This window comes from Lactobacillus kalixensis DSM 16043 (assembly GCF_001434335.1).
Taxonomy (GTDB): Bacteria; Bacillota; Bacilli; order Lactobacillales; family Lactobacillaceae; genus Lactobacillus; species Lactobacillus kalixensis.
This window is the reverse complement of record NZ_AZFM01000033.1, coordinates 1-18,610: the sequence shown is the minus strand read 5'-3', so window position 1 is coordinate 18,610 and position 18,610 is coordinate 1. Positions and strand designations below refer to the sequence as shown.

General features: G+C 37.3%; 17 protein-coding genes, 1 pseudogene and 1 other annotated feature. Of the genes and pseudogenes, 8 read left to right on the top strand and 10 right to left on the bottom strand.

What is annotated here, in order from left to right; all coding sequences use genetic code 11:
- A partial coding sequence (locus tag FC46_RS08230; RefSeq protein WP_236702306.1) for a hypothetical protein occupies window positions 1–369 on the top strand: 369 nt, incomplete at its 5' end.
- A 113-nt stretch (window positions 370–482) separates the two neighbouring features.
- Here FC46_RS08230 and FC46_RS08225 read toward each other — a convergent pair.
- From FC46_RS08225 to FC46_RS08195, 7 genes are all read right to left on the bottom strand, one after another.
- Window positions 483–1,424, bottom strand: coding sequence for a serine hydrolase domain-containing protein (locus FC46_RS08225; RefSeq protein WP_057799663.1), 942 nt, complete (start codon window positions 1,422–1,424; stop codon window positions 483–485).
- Window positions 1,424–2,713: a D-alanyl-lipoteichoic acid biosynthesis protein DltD gene (gene dltD / locus FC46_RS08220; protein WP_057799660.1), complete on the bottom strand. Its 1,290-nt coding sequence runs from the start codon at window positions 2,711–2,713 to the stop codon at window positions 1,424–1,426. Before dltD ends, FC46_RS08225 begins: the two co-directional genes overlap by 1 nt.
- Window positions 2,706–2,945 (bottom strand): D-alanine--poly(phosphoribitol) ligase subunit DltC, encoded by a 240-nt coding sequence (dltC, locus tag FC46_RS08215; protein ID WP_057799658.1) that lies wholly within the window; start codon window positions 2,943–2,945, stop codon window positions 2,706–2,708. Before dltC ends, dltD begins: the two co-directional genes overlap by 8 nt.
- 45 nt (window positions 2,946–2,990) lie before the next feature.
- Window positions 2,991–4,235, bottom strand: coding sequence for a D-alanyl-lipoteichoic acid biosynthesis protein DltB (gene dltB, locus FC46_RS08210; protein WP_057799655.1), 1,245 nt, complete (start codon window positions 4,233–4,235; stop codon window positions 2,991–2,993).
- Window positions 4,235–5,749 carry a D-alanine--poly(phosphoribitol) ligase subunit DltA gene (gene dltA / locus FC46_RS08205; RefSeq protein WP_057799653.1) on the bottom strand — a complete coding sequence of 505 codons (1,515 nt, stop codon included), beginning with the start codon at window positions 5,747–5,749 and terminating at the stop codon, window positions 4,235–4,237. Before dltA ends, dltB begins: the two co-directional genes overlap by 1 nt.
- Before the next feature lie 15 nt (window positions 5,750–5,764).
- Window positions 5,765–5,917, bottom strand: coding sequence for a teichoic acid D-Ala incorporation-associated protein DltX (locus FC46_RS08200; RefSeq protein WP_057799651.1), 153 nt, complete (start codon window positions 5,915–5,917; stop codon window positions 5,765–5,767).
- Between the two features lie 114 nt (window positions 5,918–6,031).
- Window positions 6,032–7,168, bottom strand: a complete 1,137-nt coding sequence (locus tag FC46_RS08195; protein ID WP_057799649.1) for a YncE family protein — start codon at window positions 7,166–7,168, stop codon at window positions 6,032–6,034.
- 567 nt (window positions 7,169–7,735) lie between these two features.
- Between FC46_RS08195 and cbpB the strand changes: the two genes are divergently transcribed.
- The 4 genes and pseudogenes from cbpB to FC46_RS08175 all read left to right on the top strand — a co-directional run bounded on the left by cbpB (window position 7,736) and on the right by FC46_RS08175 (window position 11,809).
- A complete protein-coding gene (gene cbpB / locus FC46_RS08190; protein ID WP_057799647.1) occupies window positions 7,736–8,209 on the top strand; it encodes a cyclic-di-AMP-binding protein CbpB in 474 nt (157 codons plus the stop codon).
- Window positions 8,210–8,355: 146 nt separating this feature from the next.
- Window positions 8,356–10,204: pseudogene (locus FC46_RS08185) on the top strand (heavy metal translocating P-type ATPase).
- 28 nt (window positions 10,205–10,232) lie between these two features.
- The gene (locus tag FC46_RS08180; RefSeq protein WP_057799645.1) at window positions 10,233–10,475 is read left to right on the top strand and encodes a LiaF transmembrane domain-containing protein; all 243 of its coding nucleotides are present in this window, start codon (window positions 10,233–10,235) and stop codon (window positions 10,473–10,475) included.
- Between the two features lie 75 nt (window positions 10,476–10,550).
- Window positions 10,551–10,601: a sequence feature (sodium ion sensor (DUF1646 type); this cis-regulatory element may regulate processes involved in with the transportation of sodium ions), on the top strand.
- A 50-nt stretch (window positions 10,602–10,651) separates the two neighbouring features.
- Window positions 10,652–11,809: a cation:proton antiporter gene (locus tag FC46_RS08175; RefSeq protein WP_057799643.1), complete on the top strand. Its 1,158-nt coding sequence runs from the start codon at window positions 10,652–10,654 to the stop codon at window positions 11,807–11,809.
- Between the two features lie 38 nt (window positions 11,810–11,847).
- On the opposite strand, the gene FC46_RS08170 is transcribed toward FC46_RS08175, so the two are convergent.
- Both FC46_RS08170 and FC46_RS08165 read right to left on the bottom strand, forming a co-directional pair.
- Entirely contained in the window at window positions 11,848–12,456 is a 609-nt protein-coding gene (locus FC46_RS08170; RefSeq protein ID WP_057799641.1) for a DUF4097 family beta strand repeat-containing protein, read from the bottom strand.
- A gap of 145 nt (window positions 12,457–12,601) precedes the next feature.
- The gene (locus tag FC46_RS08165; protein ID WP_057799639.1) at window positions 12,602–13,255 is read right to left on the bottom strand and encodes a CPBP family intramembrane glutamic endopeptidase; all 654 of its coding nucleotides are present in this window, start codon (window positions 13,253–13,255) and stop codon (window positions 12,602–12,604) included.
- Window positions 13,256–13,343: 88 nt separating this feature from the next.
- Here FC46_RS08165 and FC46_RS08160 point away from each other — a divergent pair, with 88 nt between their 5' ends.
- On the top strand, window positions 13,344–14,444 hold the full coding sequence (locus tag FC46_RS08160) for a YdcF family protein (RefSeq protein ID WP_057799637.1): 1,101 nt from the start codon (window positions 13,344–13,346) through the stop codon (window positions 14,442–14,444).
- A gap of 92 nt (window positions 14,445–14,536) precedes the next feature.
- Window positions 14,537–16,870 carry an ABC transporter ATP-binding protein/permease gene (locus FC46_RS08155; protein ID WP_057799635.1) on the top strand — a complete coding sequence of 778 codons (2,334 nt, stop codon included), beginning with the start codon at window positions 14,537–14,539 and terminating at the stop codon, window positions 16,868–16,870.
- A gap of 38 nt (window positions 16,871–16,908) precedes the next feature.
- On the opposite strand, the gene FC46_RS08150 is transcribed toward FC46_RS08155, so the two are convergent.
- A complete protein-coding gene (locus FC46_RS08150; RefSeq protein ID WP_057799669.1) occupies window positions 16,909–17,727 on the bottom strand; it encodes an aldo/keto reductase in 819 nt (272 codons plus the stop codon).
- 95 nt (window positions 17,728–17,822) lie between these two features.
- On the opposite strand from FC46_RS08150, the gene nagB reads away from it, so the two are divergent.
- Complete coding sequence (gene nagB, locus FC46_RS08145; protein WP_057799634.1) at window positions 17,823–18,545, top strand: glucosamine-6-phosphate deaminase; 723 nt, start codon at window positions 17,823–17,825, stop codon at window positions 18,543–18,545.
- Window positions 18,546–18,610 lie beyond the last annotated feature (65 nt).

Here is an 18,610-nt window from a genome sequence, read left to right as displayed (position 1 = left end):
GGAACAAAAGGCGATGTTACGCCTGAGATGCAACAGTTTTTCGACCTGGAACTTGGCGTTCTCAGTGATGAAGACAACTATGCAAGCCAGTTGCAGGAATCGATGATTGATTTTTCTAAAGATCCGGAGAGGGTGAAACAAATGATGACGTTTGAAGATAAGCTTAATGATGTGGCTGCGGTAAAAGAACAAGAAGGAGAAAATAAAGGTCGCAAGCAAGACAGCATTAAGAGATTGAAGAGTACTATCGTTATGCTTAAAGATTTAGGCATTAGCAATGAAAAGATCAGGTCCAGGATGCATCAAGAATACAGCGACATTTTATCCAACGAAGAAATCGACGAATACTTAGCTGTTTTAGATAAATAAATCGTACTAAATTATTAAAGTTAAAGTTAAATAGTTCTCTAATGCACATCTTCTATGATGTGCTTTTTTCCATACAAAAAAGCCTGACTCTTCTCAGAATCAGACCTTCTTCATTAAAATTGCATCATCATTGACATGATGTGATTTACTTTTTTCTTAATTTTACTAAACTTACCCTCAGCAGTGTGGTTAGCCTGGATGATAATCATATCCTTACCATCCCTAGTACTGCGCATAAAGGTGTAATACCCTTCTCCAGCACCATTAGCTGACTCATAATCCTTCAAATTATACAGCCCACCATTATAATATGACGGAGCTTCACCCTTGAATAAAATTTTTCTGCTATTGGCAGTTAAGATACTTCCATTCAAAATATATCTAATTGACTTAGCTAGATCATCATTAGACATCACGATTGAGCCGGCACCCAACTCATTATGAGCATCCCTAACAGCATCTTTATATGAAACTTTCACATATTTGCCGTCTTTCTTCTCATAACCAGGCACCCAATGGCTTTCTTGCAACTTCTTCTTATCAGCCCACAAGAATTCTGTATGTTTCAAGTTTAACTTATCAATATAAGTCTTTCTGAAGATCTCTTCATAATCCTTGTTCTCTAATTTAGATAAAATGCCACATAAGTAAACATAGTTTAAAGAAGTATAATGCCATTTGCCCAGCATCGCTTTATCAAAAACCGTCTTCTTGATATTACTCTGCATATTATCATGCTCAGAAACAAACTTCGTCGTTCCTAAATATTCACCTGATGCAATATCGAGTCCCGAAGTCATATCAAGTAAGTTAGCAATTGTCACAGAAGAACTACCTTCAACATCAGGATAAAACTTCTTCAGTTTATCACTCAGCTTTAGTTTTTTCTTCTGCACTTCTTGCATCACCATTGCTGCAGTCATTGACTTCTGAACGGAATTAATTAAATAGCTAGTGTCAGTCTTATTGGCAGTCGCATATTTAAGCAACGTTTTCCCATTTTTGATTACAAGAACTGAGCCTTTAACATGCAACTGATCAATATCCTGTCGCACTATTGATCTTTTAAACTATCTTTATTAGATAAGTTTAATGGCTTAACGCCAGTCTTGTTTTGCCATGACTTTGAGTAATAGTAGTTACTCATATCGTAATTGTAGCGCTTGTTTGGTAAAGCAGCGAATTTCTTCACATACTTGTCAACCGCTACCCAACCATTCCAACCAAGGTGAATAGTATCTTCCATAAAGTACTTCTTACCGCCGTCTTTAGACAAGTCAGCGATATTTTCAAAGCCTTGGCTAGTCAATTGTCTTTCAATCTTAGCAACTGATTCTTGGTACATCTTTTGTGATAGACCAGTGTACTTCATCCACTTGGCGTTAATTGGTGGAATGATGAACAAGACGTTAGTATGTTGCTTAGCAAATTGATTCAGCATCAATTCAAAGTCGGCATATTCAGGCGATTTTACATAATCAAAATGCTTCTGACTACCCTTAAGTTTTTTCAATACCTTCTTAGATAAGCGAGTACGATAGAAAGTATTATCAATTCCCAAGTTGTTTGAATTAGTATGCATTTCGGCTTGTTCATCAGCTACCTTCTTCAAAGCAGCTTGTGAATACTTATCTGGCAACAGCTTAGCGCGTTGTTCAATCTTATCAACACGGTTGCGTACTTGGAATGTACTGAAGAAATTATCTTCATTAGTTAACATTCTTTGACGATTCTTAATTAAGAAACGATCCCAACCAGTCAACTTTTCGCCTCTAGCAACCTTTTTTAAGCAGTTCTTGATAATTCCTGACTTAACAGTTGGCATTGAAGCAATTCTTTGTGCCGCATAGCGATCAGTCTTATTATTCTTAGCATTAAGCAAGAACATTGTTGTTTGCAATGGTGAATAGTAAAGATCGAACGCTTGCGGATTTTGTCCTTGCTTAGTGAACCATTGTGGAGAAATAATTACTACCGCTTTTTTGTTTTCCAACTGTTTAGCGGTACCTTGCATCCCAATATATTGAGCCAAACTTTGACTACCTGGACCACCTAATAAAAATGGACGGTAATTACGGTTATATTTTTCTGCAATCACACTTGGGTGAAGTGGATCAAATCTTGACAATTCACTTGAACCATAGAATGGAATATAGCCGTTTTTATAAGCTTCTCGCTTCATCCCAACGCCTTTAAAGACTGTTGTAGTCTGAGAGTTGGCAGCTTCATAAACAGATTGTTTAGAAAAAGTTCTTTCCCATGGCAACAAGAAGACAATCAGGAGTAACAAGAAAGCGCAAATAACTGGGCCAAAGATTTGCCACAGCCGGCGTTTATTACTCATTTTCTAAGCTTTCCACCTTTGCAACAATCTTAGCTGGAGTATCCCATTCTGAACGATTGAATTCTGATACAGGAACATCAATGTCAAATTTTTCTTGTAAGCTCAAGAGCATTTGTACACTTGCCATTGAGTCCATCAAGCCACTGTCAAAGATGTTTTCATCCATTTGATCTGATAAATCTTCACCAGTTAAATCTTGTAAAATTGCTAAAACTTCAATTTTTGTATCCATAATTGTTACCTCTCAAAAAATCAATTCTCAAATCCTAATTCTCTCTTATTGCCAGCCGAACCATAATTGGCTAAGGAAGCCTGAGAAAATTAAGAAACTAAAACATACAACATTAAATGTAATAAAGATTGCTAACCATTCAGTAAACTTATTGGATGGCAACTTATCCTTATGCTTACGCTTGAATCGAAGCCAAGCGTCGTTGATACAGATTGCTGTAGCATGGTAGATACCATAGACAATGTAGTACCAAGTTAAACCATGCCAGAAGCCCATGATTAAGAACAACAGGAAGTATGAAACTTGTGACAATCTGATTCGACTCTTGAATAACTTCTTCTTCATTGCAAAGAAGGTGAAGCGCATGTAAATGTAGTCTCTGAACCAGAATGACAAGGTCATGTGCCAACGGTTCCAGAAGTCCTTGATGTTCTTAGAAATAAATGGCTTGTTAAAGTTCATTGGGGTATGAATACCCATGTAGTATGAAATTGACACTGCAAATAATGAATAACCTGCAAAGTCAAAGAACAAATACATACTGTAAACGTACATGTAGGCTACTACCCACCATGATAACTTCAAGCCACCATTTGCATTACCTGTTGCTAGTGCAGCAGCACTGATTTTGGGTAATAGATAAGTCCCAAAGAAACAACCAATAATAAATTTATATGCAAAACCTTGGAACAAATATCTAGTAGCTGTTCCTAAATCATCGATATATTGATCGCGGCTAGGTGCTTTATCAAAGTCTTTCTTAAAGCGTCTGTAACGATCAATAGGACCTGATGAAATAGTTGGGAAGAAGAGCAAGAATCTTGCATAAGTCAACGGATCAACTTGCTTAATTGCTCCATCCCGCAGTTCCATAATAACTTGAACATTCTTAAAAGTAATATAAGAAATACCCAAGAACCCAATTACAAACGGCATACTTTTAATTGGAAAGGCTGTCAGATATTTAACAGCGGCTACTGGAATAATTGCCAGAATTACCATTAAATAAAATATCCAAGTCTTGTTCTTACTATCTTTTTTAGTTCGGTAATGCTGGTATGTAAAAGTTAATATAAATTCATATACTAAGTAGATTAATAAGTTAACCCCTTGTTGCCAATGATCACCGTCAAAGATCAAGAATAAGAAAACAATTGAAAAGATTGCTTCATAGACCTTTAACCGTTTACCAAAATACAAACCAATGATCATTGGAATTAATGCAACCATCAAATAAAAGAAGTATTGAGGGTTGGCATAAGGCTGCAGGTTAATAAAGTCGAAGTGCACTAGTTATTAACCTCCTTAATAACCGCCTTGATATCTACTTTACCATTTTGAGAAATTGGTAAGGCATCGCGATAAATGAATCGTTGTGGAATCATGTAAGGCATAACGTTCTTAGCTAAATCTTCACGAATCATTTTAGTTAACACAGCTTCAGAATATTTACGCTTAACGCCGTCTTTAAGTTCAATTTCAGCTACGATCTGTTGAACTGCATGATCCTTATTATATTTAGGTGCAGCAACACCATAACGAACCAAATCATTCTTAGTTAAATAGAAATTGATTTCTTCAAGTTCGATTCGGTAGCCGTTAAATTTGATTTGGAAGTCGATTCTACCGCGGTAGAAAAGCATATCACCGTCAAAGAAGCCAGCATCTCCAGTTCGATAGCTTTCATATTCATTGCCATCTTCCTTATAAAAGGCTGCTTCAGTTTTTTCTGGATTATGCATGTAGCCTTTAGAAACGCTAGGACCACTAATGATGATTTCACCTTCACCTGGCTTTTCACCCTTAGTGGTGTCGATTGTAATCTTAGTGTCTTCTTTTACGCGACCGATTGGCAAACGATCGTATTTTTCAAGTATTTCATCAGTAATTTCAACTTGAGTAACGGCAACTGTAGTTTCAGTTGGACCATAAGTGTTGAAAATATGTGAATCTGGGAACTTCTTTCTGAGCATTGCTGCTTCAGTGTGTGGTAATTCTTCACCGCAGAACAAGAAGTGACTCAAATCTGTATGGTGGTCACTGTCGAAAGTCTTATCCAAGAAGCACATTTGTGCAAATGATGGGGTTGATACCCACACATTAAATTGCATCTTAGGCAAAGTTTGGAATAATTGACCAAAGTTTTGCGTTACATCATGTGGTAAAACAACAAGCTTACCAGCAGCAGTTAAAGCTGGGTACAAACTCATAACTGATAAGTCAAATGAGTATGGGGCTTGTGCTAAGAAACTTGGATGTTCTGGTAAATCAAAGTCTGATAATTCCCAGTTTACAAAGCTGAGTAAGTTATCATGGCTAATTTGTACACCCTTTGGCTTACCAGTTGTTCCTGAGGTAAAGATAATGTAGAAATTATCGTCACCTTCTACAAACTTGCTTTCATCGATTGAGTAGTCGCCGTCTTCTACATCTTCAGGTTTTACAACTTGAACACCAGTTAAATCAATATCTGGTAATTCATCAATGCCAAGTACAACCTGAGATTTAGAAACGTCTTGAATCATTGTCAATCTTTCAGCGTTTGAATAACTGGCAATTGGAATATAAGCATGACCGGACTTTACACAACCTAAGAAGCTAGCAATCATTTCAAAGGTCTGTCCACCCCAAATCATAATTGGTTCATGATCTGGAATATCCATGCTACTCAACTTATGTGCCCAAGCATCAGAACGGCGCTTTAAGTCACCATAAGTATTAATTTCACCAAGATAATCGTAAACTTCGCGTTCAGGCTCGCTTACTGCAATCTCGTCTATTGTCTTAATAACATCTTTAATCATCTGATGACACCTACCTTAAAATTCATTGTAGATAAAGTGGACTGAGTTCAAACCACTGTATTCATACAAATAAACCAGGGCCATTAGAATTGCAAAATAAATAATCGTCTTCAAAACAAACATACCAATACGTTTGCCGCGAGATTCAATCTTTTTTGTTTTTTCCATAATTCTCCCTCGGTATTAATCCCTTACTAAATCCCTATCTTACTACAAATACTTATCTGTAAGGGATACATAACATATATTTTAACAAAATTAAACTTTTTGCCAAAAAATTTTTTAATTTCCGAAAAGAGCATTTATATTTATAGATAGAATTCGATCTATTATCACGATATCTGGCTTAGCGTATAGTTTTGAACCTGATTCAAACACGCAGAGTAATTGACCGCGATAAGCAGTAATTTGTTCTAAATACGGTGGCATATCGATGACTTTTTCTGCATTTTTTTCATCAAGAGCATCCAGTGCAGTTGATGGGAAAATGTATAGCTTAGAATTACCGCTACCATAAGACTGACTCAAGAAAATCTTGTTATCATAGATCGCAATTCCTTGAACTTGCTTGTTCATTGAAGTTACTCCACTTGGGTCAGACCAAGAAACCGTCCCGGTAACAGATTTAATTTCATTATTAGTAATAGAGTTCTTGTTCTTGCCGCTGCGGGAAATCGTGTAGCTGGCAACTCTGCCGCGACCATACATGTTGAAGAAGCCAACGAACAATTGATTGTCATAGTAAGTAACAGTTGAGGCTTTTTCAAGAGTTGGAATAGCAATTGAGTGATTAAACTTGATTGGCGCATGCAACTTTTCATTATATGAGATCGCTTCTTTTAGTGGAAAAGACATAAGAGCTGATGATTTACCAATTGAGCCAGTAATCCAAACGTTACCACTAACTGGATCATACGCAATTCCGCCTAAATGCGGACGACCATTAACCTGAATTGTTTTTAAATATTTGCCCGTATTCTTATTAAGAACATAGATAACCGAAGCATGTTTGTGATCACCATCATATGCTGTCAATAGAATATACTGCTTAGCAACTGTAATCCCCTGCGGAGTCATCGCCGTTGCTGTATCATATTTTTTGGTCTCGAAGTTATAGCTCTTGGTCTTAATCAATCCTGGAATCGGAAAGTCTTTGCCCGCCCACGTTCTTGGTGGAACATAATTTGATACCTTATTAATGAAGGAATATTTCCGACGCAGTTGCTCATTATAAAAAGAAGTAGTATACCACGCAGCATTGGTGTTGGTTCCGTCTTTAGCAGTCACTACCTTAGGTCTTGCATCATTTAATTGCTTAATTTGATACCATTGATAGCCAAAATAGCCTGCTGTCCCAACTCCTGCTAGAATCAAAATTATCACTAGCATTTTCAGCAGCCATCTGCCTATTTTTTTCAAAATCTTGGCCCCTTTCTTATTCGTCATTTCTGTTAGACTAACATTTTATCGCTTATTGTCAAAAATTTTTCAATAAAAACATAATTGAAAGCGTTTCGTCACACTTTGTTCACAATTTAGAGTTATGGTATAAATGTATTGACGAATTAGAAGAAATTTTCGTCCGATACATTCAACTTTTTTTGTTTTTCATTCATACTCCTCCAAGTAAATAATGAAAATGTAAAAAACAATTGGCATCTTCGCCAATTTCATATCTATCCCTTTCGGCTCACGCATCAGCGTGAGCTTTTCTTTTGCATTTAAAGAAATCGCATAATTTTCTTTACCATTTCATAAGATTTTGTACACTTTAACTTCATATTTTCCCCGTATTATATAAATCGTAGCAAGGCGGTAGAACTTGTTACATACTCCCACTTTTTTTATTTCATTCATTCTTACTCCTCCAAAGTAGATGAAAAATATAAGGCTCGCGATATGCGAGTCTTTTTCCTTTTCTTCCTATAATTATTGATAGTATTAAATGTTATAATCGATTAAGAGAAGAAAAGAGGTTTAGCGAGCATGTTTTCCCCATCTATTAAGCATTTAATTGAAGAAAAATCAGGTTCATTCTTAATTCCAGCTAGTCGGATTGCCTTCGTTCAAGATGATAATCCGCTCTATCATGCTTTCTTAATTTTGACCAAAGTTAAGTATTCCAAGATTCCAGTCTTAGATAAGGACCGGCGCGTGGTTGGATTGTTGAGTTTAGCAATGATTACAGACAAGATGCTTAAGACTGATGAAATATCGGTTGACCCCTTATCTGAATTAAAAGTACGCGATGTTATGCAAACAGATTTTGAAAAAATCAATTATGTTGAAACAACGCTAGAAACACAGCTGCACTTATTGATTAATAACGCCTTCTTACCAGTGGTAGATAAACGCGGTGTGTTTCAAGGGTTATTAACAAGACGTGAATGGATCAAAGCCTTTAATTATGTTGTGCACACTTATGACAAAGAATATGAAGTAATCAAGCAAGAACAGTAGATTTTTTATCTGCTGTTTTTTTATTTACCCCTAAAAGTTCGCTTTCTAATTTAGAATCATTATAATTTACATTTTACTAAGCAGTGTTAGAATTACTTTATATACAATAAGAACTGACTATTTAGATATATCTGGAGGCAAGTAAAATGCTTAAAAATCAATGGAAGCTTTACGTTGTAATTCTTCTTGGAATTATAGGCGTAATTTTAGATTTTCTGTGTGGTAAACCTACTATTGCTAACTTACCTATCGCAGAAATCTTAATTGATATCTTCGGTATCTATCAAGCCATCACAATGGCAATTGAAATGATCGGCGACATTCGCAAAGGTCGCTGGGGTGTCGATATCTTAGCCATCATCGCCATCGCTTCAACAATGGCAATTGGCGACTACTGGGCTGCATGGATGATCTTAGTAATGTTCACCGGTGGTGAATCACTTGAAGATTATGCAACTAGTCAAGCTGACAAGGAATTACGTTCTCTTCTTAACAATAATCCACGTCGGGCTAATAAGTTAGTTGATGGCAAAGTGACAGAAGTTAACGTTGATGATTTACAAGTTGGTGACACGGTTTTAATCAAGCCTGCCGGTCAAGTTCCTGTTGACGGTACACTTATTAAGGGCGAATCAAGCTTTGACCAATCATCATTAACCGGAGAATCAGTCCCTGTTAACAGAAAGCCGGGCGATGACTTAATGTCTGGTTCAATCAATGGTGATACTGCGGTTGAAATGAAAGTTACTAAACTTGCCAAGGACTCTGAATATCAGTCAATTGTTGCTTTGGTTAAATCTGCTGAAGCTCAACCTGCCAAATTCGTTAAAATGGCTGACCGTTATGCCGTTCCATTCACTATCGTTTCATTAATTATCGGCTTTGTCGCAATGGCAATGGGTGGCTGGAACTTCACACGCTTTGCGGAAGTTATGGTAGTCGCTTCACCTTGCCCATTATTAATTGCTGCACCAGTTGCATTGGTATCTGGGATGAGTTCAATGTCACGCCACCACATCATCGTTAAGTCTGGTCCAACATTAGAAAAGCTATCACGTGCTAAGACGTTTGCATTTGATAAAACCGGTACTTTAACTCAAAATAAGTTGGAAGTTAATGAAATCGTACCTGCTGAAGGCTTTAACAAAAAGGAAATCCAATCTTTGGCAGCCAGTGTGGAACAACAATCAAGCCATATTATCGCTACTTCATTAGTAGAAAGCACACCAAAAGAAGCTATTCAAGCAGTTACTGATTTAAAAGAAATTACCGCTCAAGGTGTTGAGGGATTAGTCGATGGAAAGCTTGTTAAAGTTGGTAAATTAAGCTTCGTAGCGCCAGAGCATGACAAGATCAACGTAGGCGCTACTGCTATTTATATCTCCATTGATGGAAAATTTGCTGGTTACGCCACATTTAAAGATCAAATTCGACCAGAAACTAAAGAAACTATCGCCAAATTACGTCGTCAAGGTGCTGAGCAAATTATGATGTTAACTGGGGACCACAAGAATGTGGCTGAACAAATTGCTCAAGAAGCCGGTATTAACGATAGCGAAGTTAGAGCGAGCTGATTTACTTCCTAAAGAAAAAATCGCTGCTATTAAGAATGTGCCTCATGATTTACGCCCTGTTGTTATGACTGGGGATGGTGTTAACGACGCTCCAAGTTTAACTGCAGCTGACGTTGGTATTGCTATGGGAGCTAAAGGTGCTACCGCTGCAAGCGAAAGTGCTGATGCTGTTATTATGGTTAACGACATTAGTAAAGTAAACGATGCTGTAGCAATTGGTAAACATACAATGAAGGTTGCCAATATCGATGTTTTGGCAGCAATCGCAATTGTTATTTTGCTTGAGATTGTTGCTGCAACTGGGATCATCCCTGCCTTCTTAGGTGCGATCTTGCAGGAAGTTGTTGACTTAATTACTATTTGCTTGGCCTTGCTTGCTAAGACTAAACCAAGTAAGAAGCAGTTTGGACTAGAAGAATAGATACGAAGTTAGAAAAGGTGAAGCTAAGATGAATCAATTCCTTCTGATAATCACACTGTTACTCATAATTACTGCTAGCGTAATTATCATCTCAAAAAAGAATAATTTAGCTTCAGGAATATCAATTATCATTGTCGGCATTATGCTTTTGATTGATTATGCATTTTTGTTTTCTCATGATAACAGTGAATATTTGCTTGCCATTCCAATTGTATTTATTCTGTTGGGTGTTTATTTTATATTTAATGATCATAAAAATAAGATCAACTAGTTTTTAATCTCCAGCTTGATTTGCATTCAACTTAAAAAAATACTAATATTAAATCTAACTAAATATACATATAGTGGTTGGGGTTAGATTGAAACTTTCAAGATTTGCTTATTTGGGTCAATAAGCGCCTTGGAAGTTTTTTCTTTTCTCCCGCGTTTTTTAAAGAAAGGAAAAATATGGAGTTTATCGGCGAACTTATTTTATTTTTACTTGCAACAGTTCTATTAGGACAACTGTTTGCACGCTTCAACTTACCAGCAGTTATCGGGCAACTGCTTTCAGGAATTATTCTTGGACCAGCAATCTTGAATTGGGTACATCCTAGTAGCACAATTTCTCTTTTTTCGGAATTCGGAGTTATCCTTTTAATGTTCCTAGCCGGTCTTGAAAGCGATCTGGACTTATTAAAAAAATACTTCAAATTAAGTTTTACAGTTGCCGCAGTCGGAGTTGTCCTGCCAGTTGTCTTTACTGGATTAGCTTCAATGGCCTTCGGGATGGGATTTTTGGAAGCACTCTTCATCGGGATTGTCTTTGCTGCAACGAGTGTGTCAATTTCGGTTGTCGTGCTTAAGGAAGCAGACCAGTTAAATACCCGAGCTGGAACTGCAATTTTAGGCGCTGCCGTTGTTGACGATATTTTAGCCGTAATTGTTCTTAGTTTGTTCACCAGCTTCAGTCACGAAGGTGGACGCAGCGGCTTAACTGACAACTTTTTCATTAACTTACTAATTGAAGCTGTTTACTTCATCGTCGTCTGGATGATCTACAAGTGGGTTGCTCCATACTTCATGAAGGCTGCTGAAAAAATGGACGTTAATTATTCTGTAGTAATTGGCTCGTTGGTTTTAGCATTAGCAATGGCTTGGGCTGCCGACTTCGTTGGTCTGTCAGCTGTTGTAGGTGCCTTCTTCGGTGGTCTAGCAATTAGACAAACTCCCCAATATAAAGAAGTCAATTCATCAGTCTCTGCAATTGGTTACTCAGTCTTCATCCCTGTCTTCTTCGCTGACATCGGTTTATCAATGACTTTCAGTAGCGTAATTAGAGATTCAGGATTTATTGTTGTGATGACTATCTTGGCAATTTTATCCAAATTCTGGGCTGGGAAGTACTCTAGTGAGGTTTTTGGTTTCACTAAAAATGAAGGAAATATTGTTGGTGCGGGGATGATCTCACGTGGTGAAGTAGCATTAATTGTTGCTCAGATTGGGATCACTAACCATCTTTTCCCTGAGGATATTTATTCAAGTTTGATCTTGGTAATTATTGTCACTACAGTGATTTCACCATTTATTTTGAATTACTTCATTAAAAAGCAAACTCAAGCATAATAAAAAATCGTCCTCATTCATTGAGGGCGATTTTTTTGTTAATTTATCTCAATATTACCGTTAGAATTATCAACTTCAATCAATTTTTTAGCAGAAGTGTTCTCACTATAGTCGCTCCCCTGCTTTTTGCCATTAATCGAAACATAGCCATTTGACGTTGTCAAATCCAAACCTTGTGCGTTGCTATGCTTAATCCTAACGTTTCCATTAGAGAGATCAATATTTGCTCTATTAATTATTACATCATCGCTAGTAAAATTACCGTTGGAATTATCAACATCTAGATCTTTTAATTCCTTTTCTGGTAGCACAATCGTAACTAGCGGTACCATTGCATGCCGATTATTAAAGAGATCAAAAATATTACCATTAATATTGACTGACATATTAGCGGAGTCGATGTGAAGTGTGCCATCATCTACTTTAATCTTTGGTTTTAGCTGCTTTTTACCTTCATAGATCACTTTATATTTATTGCCGCTTTTTAATTTGATATCCGCATTGCTAACATCGATCTCTATTTTATTAAACGAAGGCGTTTGGATAGTTTCTGTCTTCACATCTTCAGTTGCTCTACTTGACTCATAATAAAAAATCATCGCTACTACTCCAATTAACAAACCTATTATTAGCATCATTTTTTTCATATTTATCTTCCTTTGCCCAAATTTATTAACTTGTTGTAATTATTATGCTAGATAATTATCATGAGATTGATTTTTATTGCAGATCTGCAAGCTGAATTTCAAAAAAATAAAAAAGCGTCCATAACGAACACTTTTCCACGTGAAACTAAAACAAGCCAATCGAATTATACAAGATGTGCGTTAACATTGAGTAGCGCAAATCCTTCGTTCTCAAATATACCCATGCAAGAACGCAACCTAACACCCAATATATAAGAATAAAGCGCGTAATATGAGGATCATGCATATAAGCAAAAACAAAACCGCTCACAACAATCCCGACCCACTTATTCATTCTCGTTTCTTTAGTAAAGAACGTATTGAAGAACATCCCCCTAAAGATAACTTCTTCAACAAACGGCGCAATAAATGCCACCATGATCTTAAACATATTGCCGCTTTGCTTAGAAATTTGATCAAGTGCTTCTTGATTAGTTGAAATCGACCCGTGACCAACAATAATTGTCATCGCCGTTCCTAGTAGCGTAATCAAAATGAATCCTATAACGGTAATCACCAACCGTTGCGCCGACCAGTGCGGTTCCTGATTAAAGTTCCAATCATTCCCGTATTTCAATTGATGCTTATACATCCAAAACATAAAACTTAAGAAAATAACTGTAATTAAGGCAATCACAACACTTTTCTCAGGAAGTTGAATTCTCTTAGGATAGAAGTAAAACAGTTGAAGAATACTGTATAAGTATAAAGAAATTGCTATCTCAACAATATTCGCTCCATAATGGAGTAATTTTTTCATCATTAACACCTTATTTCCCAGGAAATTTTATATTGCTTACATTATAATAGAAATCAATGAAAAATCCTAAAGGGAGTATATTCTTATCATGAATCTACCGCATTCTTTACATATTTTAGTGCCAAATACGCCTAATAAAATCTTCGCGTATGTTTCGGCCTTTTTAGTTATCAGTTTTTTAATCTTCTTGTTCTCATGGTTAATCGAACCTAGAAGATTAATTAATGGTATTCTATTTACCATTTTCCTACTTGTATTTGCAATCTGGTTTACTTTATTAACCTTTGCAGCAAATCTACGCGTCCTCAGTATGTTTTATGGACTAATAGTACTGACTTTTATTTTTCTAATACTTCTTATCGTTACTTTTTCCTGGGCGTTTTGCCTCTGGAATGCCTATTTTGTTTGGAAACATGAAAGTCATACCCTTCCTAATCTCTTAACACTTATTTTAGGTATCTTCTTAATCTTTGTTTGGCTTATTTCTGTATTTGGTTCTACCAGACACATGCCAGATTGGTTAACCACCTTATTCGCTGCAGCCCCTCTTACTGGCCTGTATCTCATAGTCGTCATGTATAACTTCCTAGCTAACCTGGTTCTTTACCAGTTCATTCCGCGCCGCTACAATCAGGATTATTTGATCGTTCTGGGCGCCGGCTTGCTCAACGGCGATACCGTTACACCACTACTTGCTTCTAGAATCAACCGCGCCATTCAGTTTGCCTACAAGCAAGTTGATAAAGGTCGAAAAATGCCAAAACTTATCATGTCTGGTGGTCAAGGACCAGATGAGAAAATCCCTGAAGCACGTGCTATGGCCAATTATGCTATCTCTCGCGGAATCAAACCTGAAGATATTATTCTGGAAGATCGATCCAAAAACACTTACCAAAACATGCTATATTCTAAGGATATTGCGACAAAAAACTTTGGTTCAGATAAGTTTAAGGCTAGATTCTTCAGCAATAACTACCATATTTTTAGAGCTGCTCTTTATGCCAAGATGGCAGGTTTACATGCCAACGGAATCGGTTGCTACACTCGCTTTTACTTCTTACCGAATGCCGTTATCCGAGAATTTGCTGGCGTCTTCGTAATGCATAAAAAGCGTCATTTTGCCGTTATTGGTTTAATTTGGATTATTTGTATATTACAAGCTACTTTTGTGCTATTTAGCCACAGATAATCTACAGCATTTAACTGCTATCATTTGAAGTGACTTTTTCCTAAATGTTATACTTTCTTTTGTAGATTTCTAACGTTATAGTGAGGAAAATTATGCTTCAATTAAAAAACTTACGAAAAACCTATCACGTTGGAGATACCGTCACCCATGCGCTTGACGATGTCTCCATTTCTTTTAGAGATAAAGAATTCGTAGCTATTCTTGGTCCTAGTGGCTCTGGAAAAACTACTATGCTTAACATCATTGGTGGACTTGATCGTTATGATTCTGGTGACTTAATCATCAACGGTAAATCTACTAAGAACTTCAAAGAAACTGACTGGGACGCTTACCGCAACAACTCTGTCGGTTTCGTCTTTCAAAACTATAATTTAATTCCGCACTTATCCATTATGGATAACGTCGAACTAGGAATGGATCTGTCTGGTGTCTCTGCTAAAGAACGCCGCGAAAAGGCTGAACAAGCGCTGATCAAGGTGGGGCTAAAAGACCATATGCATAAGAATCCTAACCAATTATCTGGTGGACAAATGCAACGTGTGGCAATCGCTCGTGCTATTGCAAATGATCCTGATATTCTCTTATGTGACGAACCAACTGGAGCTTTAGATACCAAGACTTCTGTTCAAATTATGGACCTAATCAAAGATTTATCTAAAGATCGTTTGGTTATTATGGTTACTCATAACCCTGAATTAGCTAAAAAATATGCTAGCCGCATCGTCAATTTTAAAGACGGTAAAATTTTGAGCGATTCTGATCCTTATAACGGTGAAGAAAAGGCAGACAGTTTCGAACTAAAGCGGACTAAGATGTCATACTGGAATGCTATCAAGCTTAGTTTTACCAATATTATGACTAAAAAAGGTCGGACAATCCTTACCGCCTTTGCTTCCAGTATTGGGATCATTTCAATTGCTGTTGTTTTATCAATCTCTAATGGTTTTCAACAACAAATCAACACCACAATGAGCAAAGCTTTGGCGCAATATCCTGTCGCTATTACGGCAACTGCAACCGATCTAACTTCGGGACCGCAAAATACTAGTACTAAAATTGCTAAGAATAACGGTTATGTCACGGCTAAGCAGGATCAAAGCGAGCAATCTAGCCATAACAACACAATCACTGAAGCTTATGTTAACTATGTGAAGAAGATCAATCCTAACTATGCCAATAACATTTCTTACCAACGAGCAACTAATTTGAACTTGCTCAGCAATAACAATGGCAAAATCTCAAGAGTGCAATTCTCAAATAGTGATCCAAATGCTGGTCAATCTGTTGCACAAATGCGTAGTCAGGCAATGTCTTCAATGGGAATTGGCTCTAGCGTTTTCCCTACGGCGTTAAACAAAAATAAGCATTCATTCTTGAAAGACAATTACCATATTTTAGCGGGAACTTGGTCAAGTAAAGCGACCGACTTAGTTTTAGTAGCAGATAACAATAATACGGTTAACATCAATTCATTGAAGAACTTAGGAATTGATGTCAAAAACGGTGAGAAGATTAACCTTAACAAGTTAGTCGGTAAGACCTTCTCAATTGTAAGCAATAACGATTATTATCAAGAATTGCCTACGGGCATGTTCGTTCCACAGAAGGCAAATAAGAGCATGTACAATTCGGGTAAAAAATTACGCATAACGGCAGTAATTCGCCCTAAGAGTGAAGACTCCATGCAACTACTTGCAACTGGAATTGCTTATAGTGACCGCTTAACTCAACAAATTATTAACGAAAACAAAAATTCTGCAATTGTAAAAGCACAAAGAAAATCTAATACTAGCGTCTTGACTGGACAACGCCTTAACAAGACTGAAAAGAAGCAAATAATGCAAACATTAGGCGGCTCAAGCATCCCTACTGGTATCATGATCTACCCTAACGACTTTGATTCAAAAGACAAAGTCTTAAACTACTTAGATAAATGGAACAAAGGTAAAAGTAAGAAAGACAAAATTATCTACACTGATATGTCCAGCGCCGTTACAACCATGACTGGCGGCTTGTTAAATGGTGTAACAATCATCTTGATTGCCTTTGCCGCAATTTCATTAATTACTTCCATGATTATGATTGGCATCTTAACTTACACTTCTGTTCTTGAAAGAACTAAAGAAATCGGTGTCTTGAAAGCTTTAGGTGCACGTAAGAAAGACATCACTCGCGTCTTTGATGCGGAAACTTTCATCTTGGGTGTCTTCTCAGGGCTTCTTGGTGTAGCGATTGGCTACTTCTTAACTTTCCCAATCAACAGTATTATTTACCGCTTAACTGACCTTTCTAATGTAGCTCAGCTTAACCCGGTACATGCCTTGATTTTGATTATTATTTCAACTGTCTTAACCCTTCTGGGAGGACACTTACCAGCAAGAATGGCAGCTAAGAAGGATGCCGCAATTGCTTTAAGAAGTGAATAATATAAAAAAGAGAATCGACGATTCTCTTTTTTTGCTGTCTAAATTACCGCTAATGGCTGCTTCTCAGTTGGCACTGGGAAGTCACTGTTGATTAAACATAAATCGTCTTCCGTTAACTTAATATCCTGCGCTTCGATATTTTCCTGCATATGTTTAATATTCCCAGCTTTAGGAATAGTCAAGATTCTGCCGCTTCTCATTGTCCAAGCCAGCATGATCTGGTGCGGCGTTACATGATGATTGCGCGCCACCATTTTCAAATTCTGCGTTACGCGAATCGTATCACCGGAGCCAGAATTAAATGGCGAATAACCAATGAAATTCACCTTATTCTCTTCTTGCCAAGGAAGTAAATCATATTCCACTCCGCGCTTATCAAGATTATACAAATCCTCGTTAGCAAAGCAGTCCCTACCTCCCGGTACACTGAATAATTCCTGCATATCAGCAGTGTCAAAGTTAGAAACGCCCCAGTTACGGATTAAACCTTCTTCTTGCAATTCTTGCAAACCGCGAATTGTGTCAGATAAGCGGTGCGCACCACGCCAATGAAGCAAATAGAGATCTATATAATCCGTGCCCAGTCTTTCTAAGCTTGCTTCCAGACTCTTACGCTCCAGTTCGGGCGTTGCATGATAAGGATAAAATTTAGAAATAATGTACATCTGGCTGCGATCGTAACCCTTGATTGCTTCGCCAACTAACTTTTCACTTTTTCCTTCACCGTACATCTCGGCAGTATCAATAATCTTCACGCCGTTATCTAAGCCATAACGCAAAGCTGCGATCTCGCTTTTTTTCTTCTTGGGATCTTCACCAATATTCCAGGTGCCCATGCCTAAACCCACTAATTGCATCATTTTTCACCTCATTTAAATTCTACTACATTTTGATTGACAAAATGGCATAGACCATTTTATAATGGGCTAGACCAGTAAGGGAGGACGTAATTATGTTTAAAGTTATTGTTACAGAAAACGACATTCAAGGCGGCGCTAAGGCTTTTGAAATTTTTGAAAAAGGTATTAAGAATGGTGCTAAAGTATTAGGCTTAGCTACTGGTTCTACTCCAGTAACACTTTATCAAAACTGGGTTAAGAGCGATCTTAATTGCAATGAATTAACTAGCATTAACTTAGACGAATATGTTGGTCTAACACCTGACAATCCTCAAAGCTACCACTACTTCATGCAAAAGCACTTATTCGATAAGAAGCCATTCAAGAAGAGCTATGTTCCAGATGGGATGGCTAAGGATATTCCTGCCACTTGTAAAGAATACGACCAAATCATTAAGGAAAATCCTATCGACATTCAATTATTAGGTATCGGCCGCAACGGTCACATCGCCTTCAACGAACCAGGTACCCCATTTGACATTGGTACTCACGAAGTTAAGTTAACTGAAAACACTATTAAGGCTAACTCACGCTTCTTTGATAACGAAGATGAAGTACCAAAGAGTGCAATCTGCATGGGTACTGCTAACATTATGGAATCTAAGAAGATCGTTTTGATGGCATTTGGCGAAAAGAAGGCACATGCTATCAAGGAAATGATCGAAGGAAACATTACTGAAGAAGTTCCTGCAACTATTTTGCAAAAGCACCCTGATGTAACTGTAATTGTTGACAAGGCTGCTGCAAGCGAACTTGACGATAAGTACAAGAACTAAAAGGCATTTATTTTGTAAGCGTCTAAAAATAAGGTACCTATCTTAGCTCCGTTTTCTGTCATATA

Bases quoted from the DNA above. Each gene is read 5' to 3' on its own strand.
- FC46_RS08165 (WP_057799639.1), bottom strand. From the start codon at position 13,255: ATGAAAAAATTACTCCATTATGGAGCGAATATTGTTGAGATAGCAATT.
- cbpB (WP_057799647.1), top strand. From the start codon at position 7,736: ATGTTTTCCCCATCTATTAAGCATTTAATTGAAGAAAAATCAGGTTCA.
- dltD (WP_057799660.1), bottom strand. From the start codon at position 2,713: ATGAGTAATAAACGCCGGCTGTGGCAAATCTTTGGCCCAGTTATTTGC.
- nagB (WP_057799634.1), top strand. From the start codon at position 17,823: ATGTTTAAAGTTATTGTTACAGAAAACGACATTCAAGGCGGCGCTAAG.
- FC46_RS08200 (WP_057799651.1), bottom strand. From the start codon at position 5,917: ATGGAAAAAACAAAAAAGATTGAATCTCGCGGCAAACGTATTGGTATG.
- FC46_RS08175 (WP_057799643.1), top strand. From the start codon at position 10,652: ATGGAGTTTATCGGCGAACTTATTTTATTTTTACTTGCAACAGTTCTA.
- FC46_RS08155 (WP_057799635.1), top strand. From the start codon at position 14,537: ATGCTTCAATTAAAAAACTTACGAAAAACCTATCACGTTGGAGATACC.
- dltA (WP_057799653.1), bottom strand. From the start codon at position 5,749: ATGATTAAAGATGTTATTAAGACAATAGACGAGATTGCAGTAAGCGAG.
- FC46_RS08150 (WP_057799669.1), bottom strand. From the start codon at position 17,727: ATGCAATTAGTGGGTTTAGGCATGGGCACCTGGAATATTGGTGAAGAT.
- FC46_RS08180 (WP_057799645.1), top strand. From the start codon at position 10,233: ATGAATCAATTCCTTCTGATAATCACACTGTTACTCATAATTACTGCT.
- dltC (WP_057799658.1), bottom strand. From the start codon at position 2,945: ATGGATACAAAAATTGAAGTTTTAGCAATTTTACAAGATTTAACTGGT.
- FC46_RS08160 (WP_057799637.1), top strand. From the start codon at position 13,344: ATGAATCTACCGCATTCTTTACATATTTTAGTGCCAAATACGCCTAAT.
- FC46_RS08170 (WP_057799641.1), bottom strand. From the start codon at position 12,456: ATGAAAAAAATGATGCTAATAATAGGTTTGTTAATTGGAGTAGTAGCG.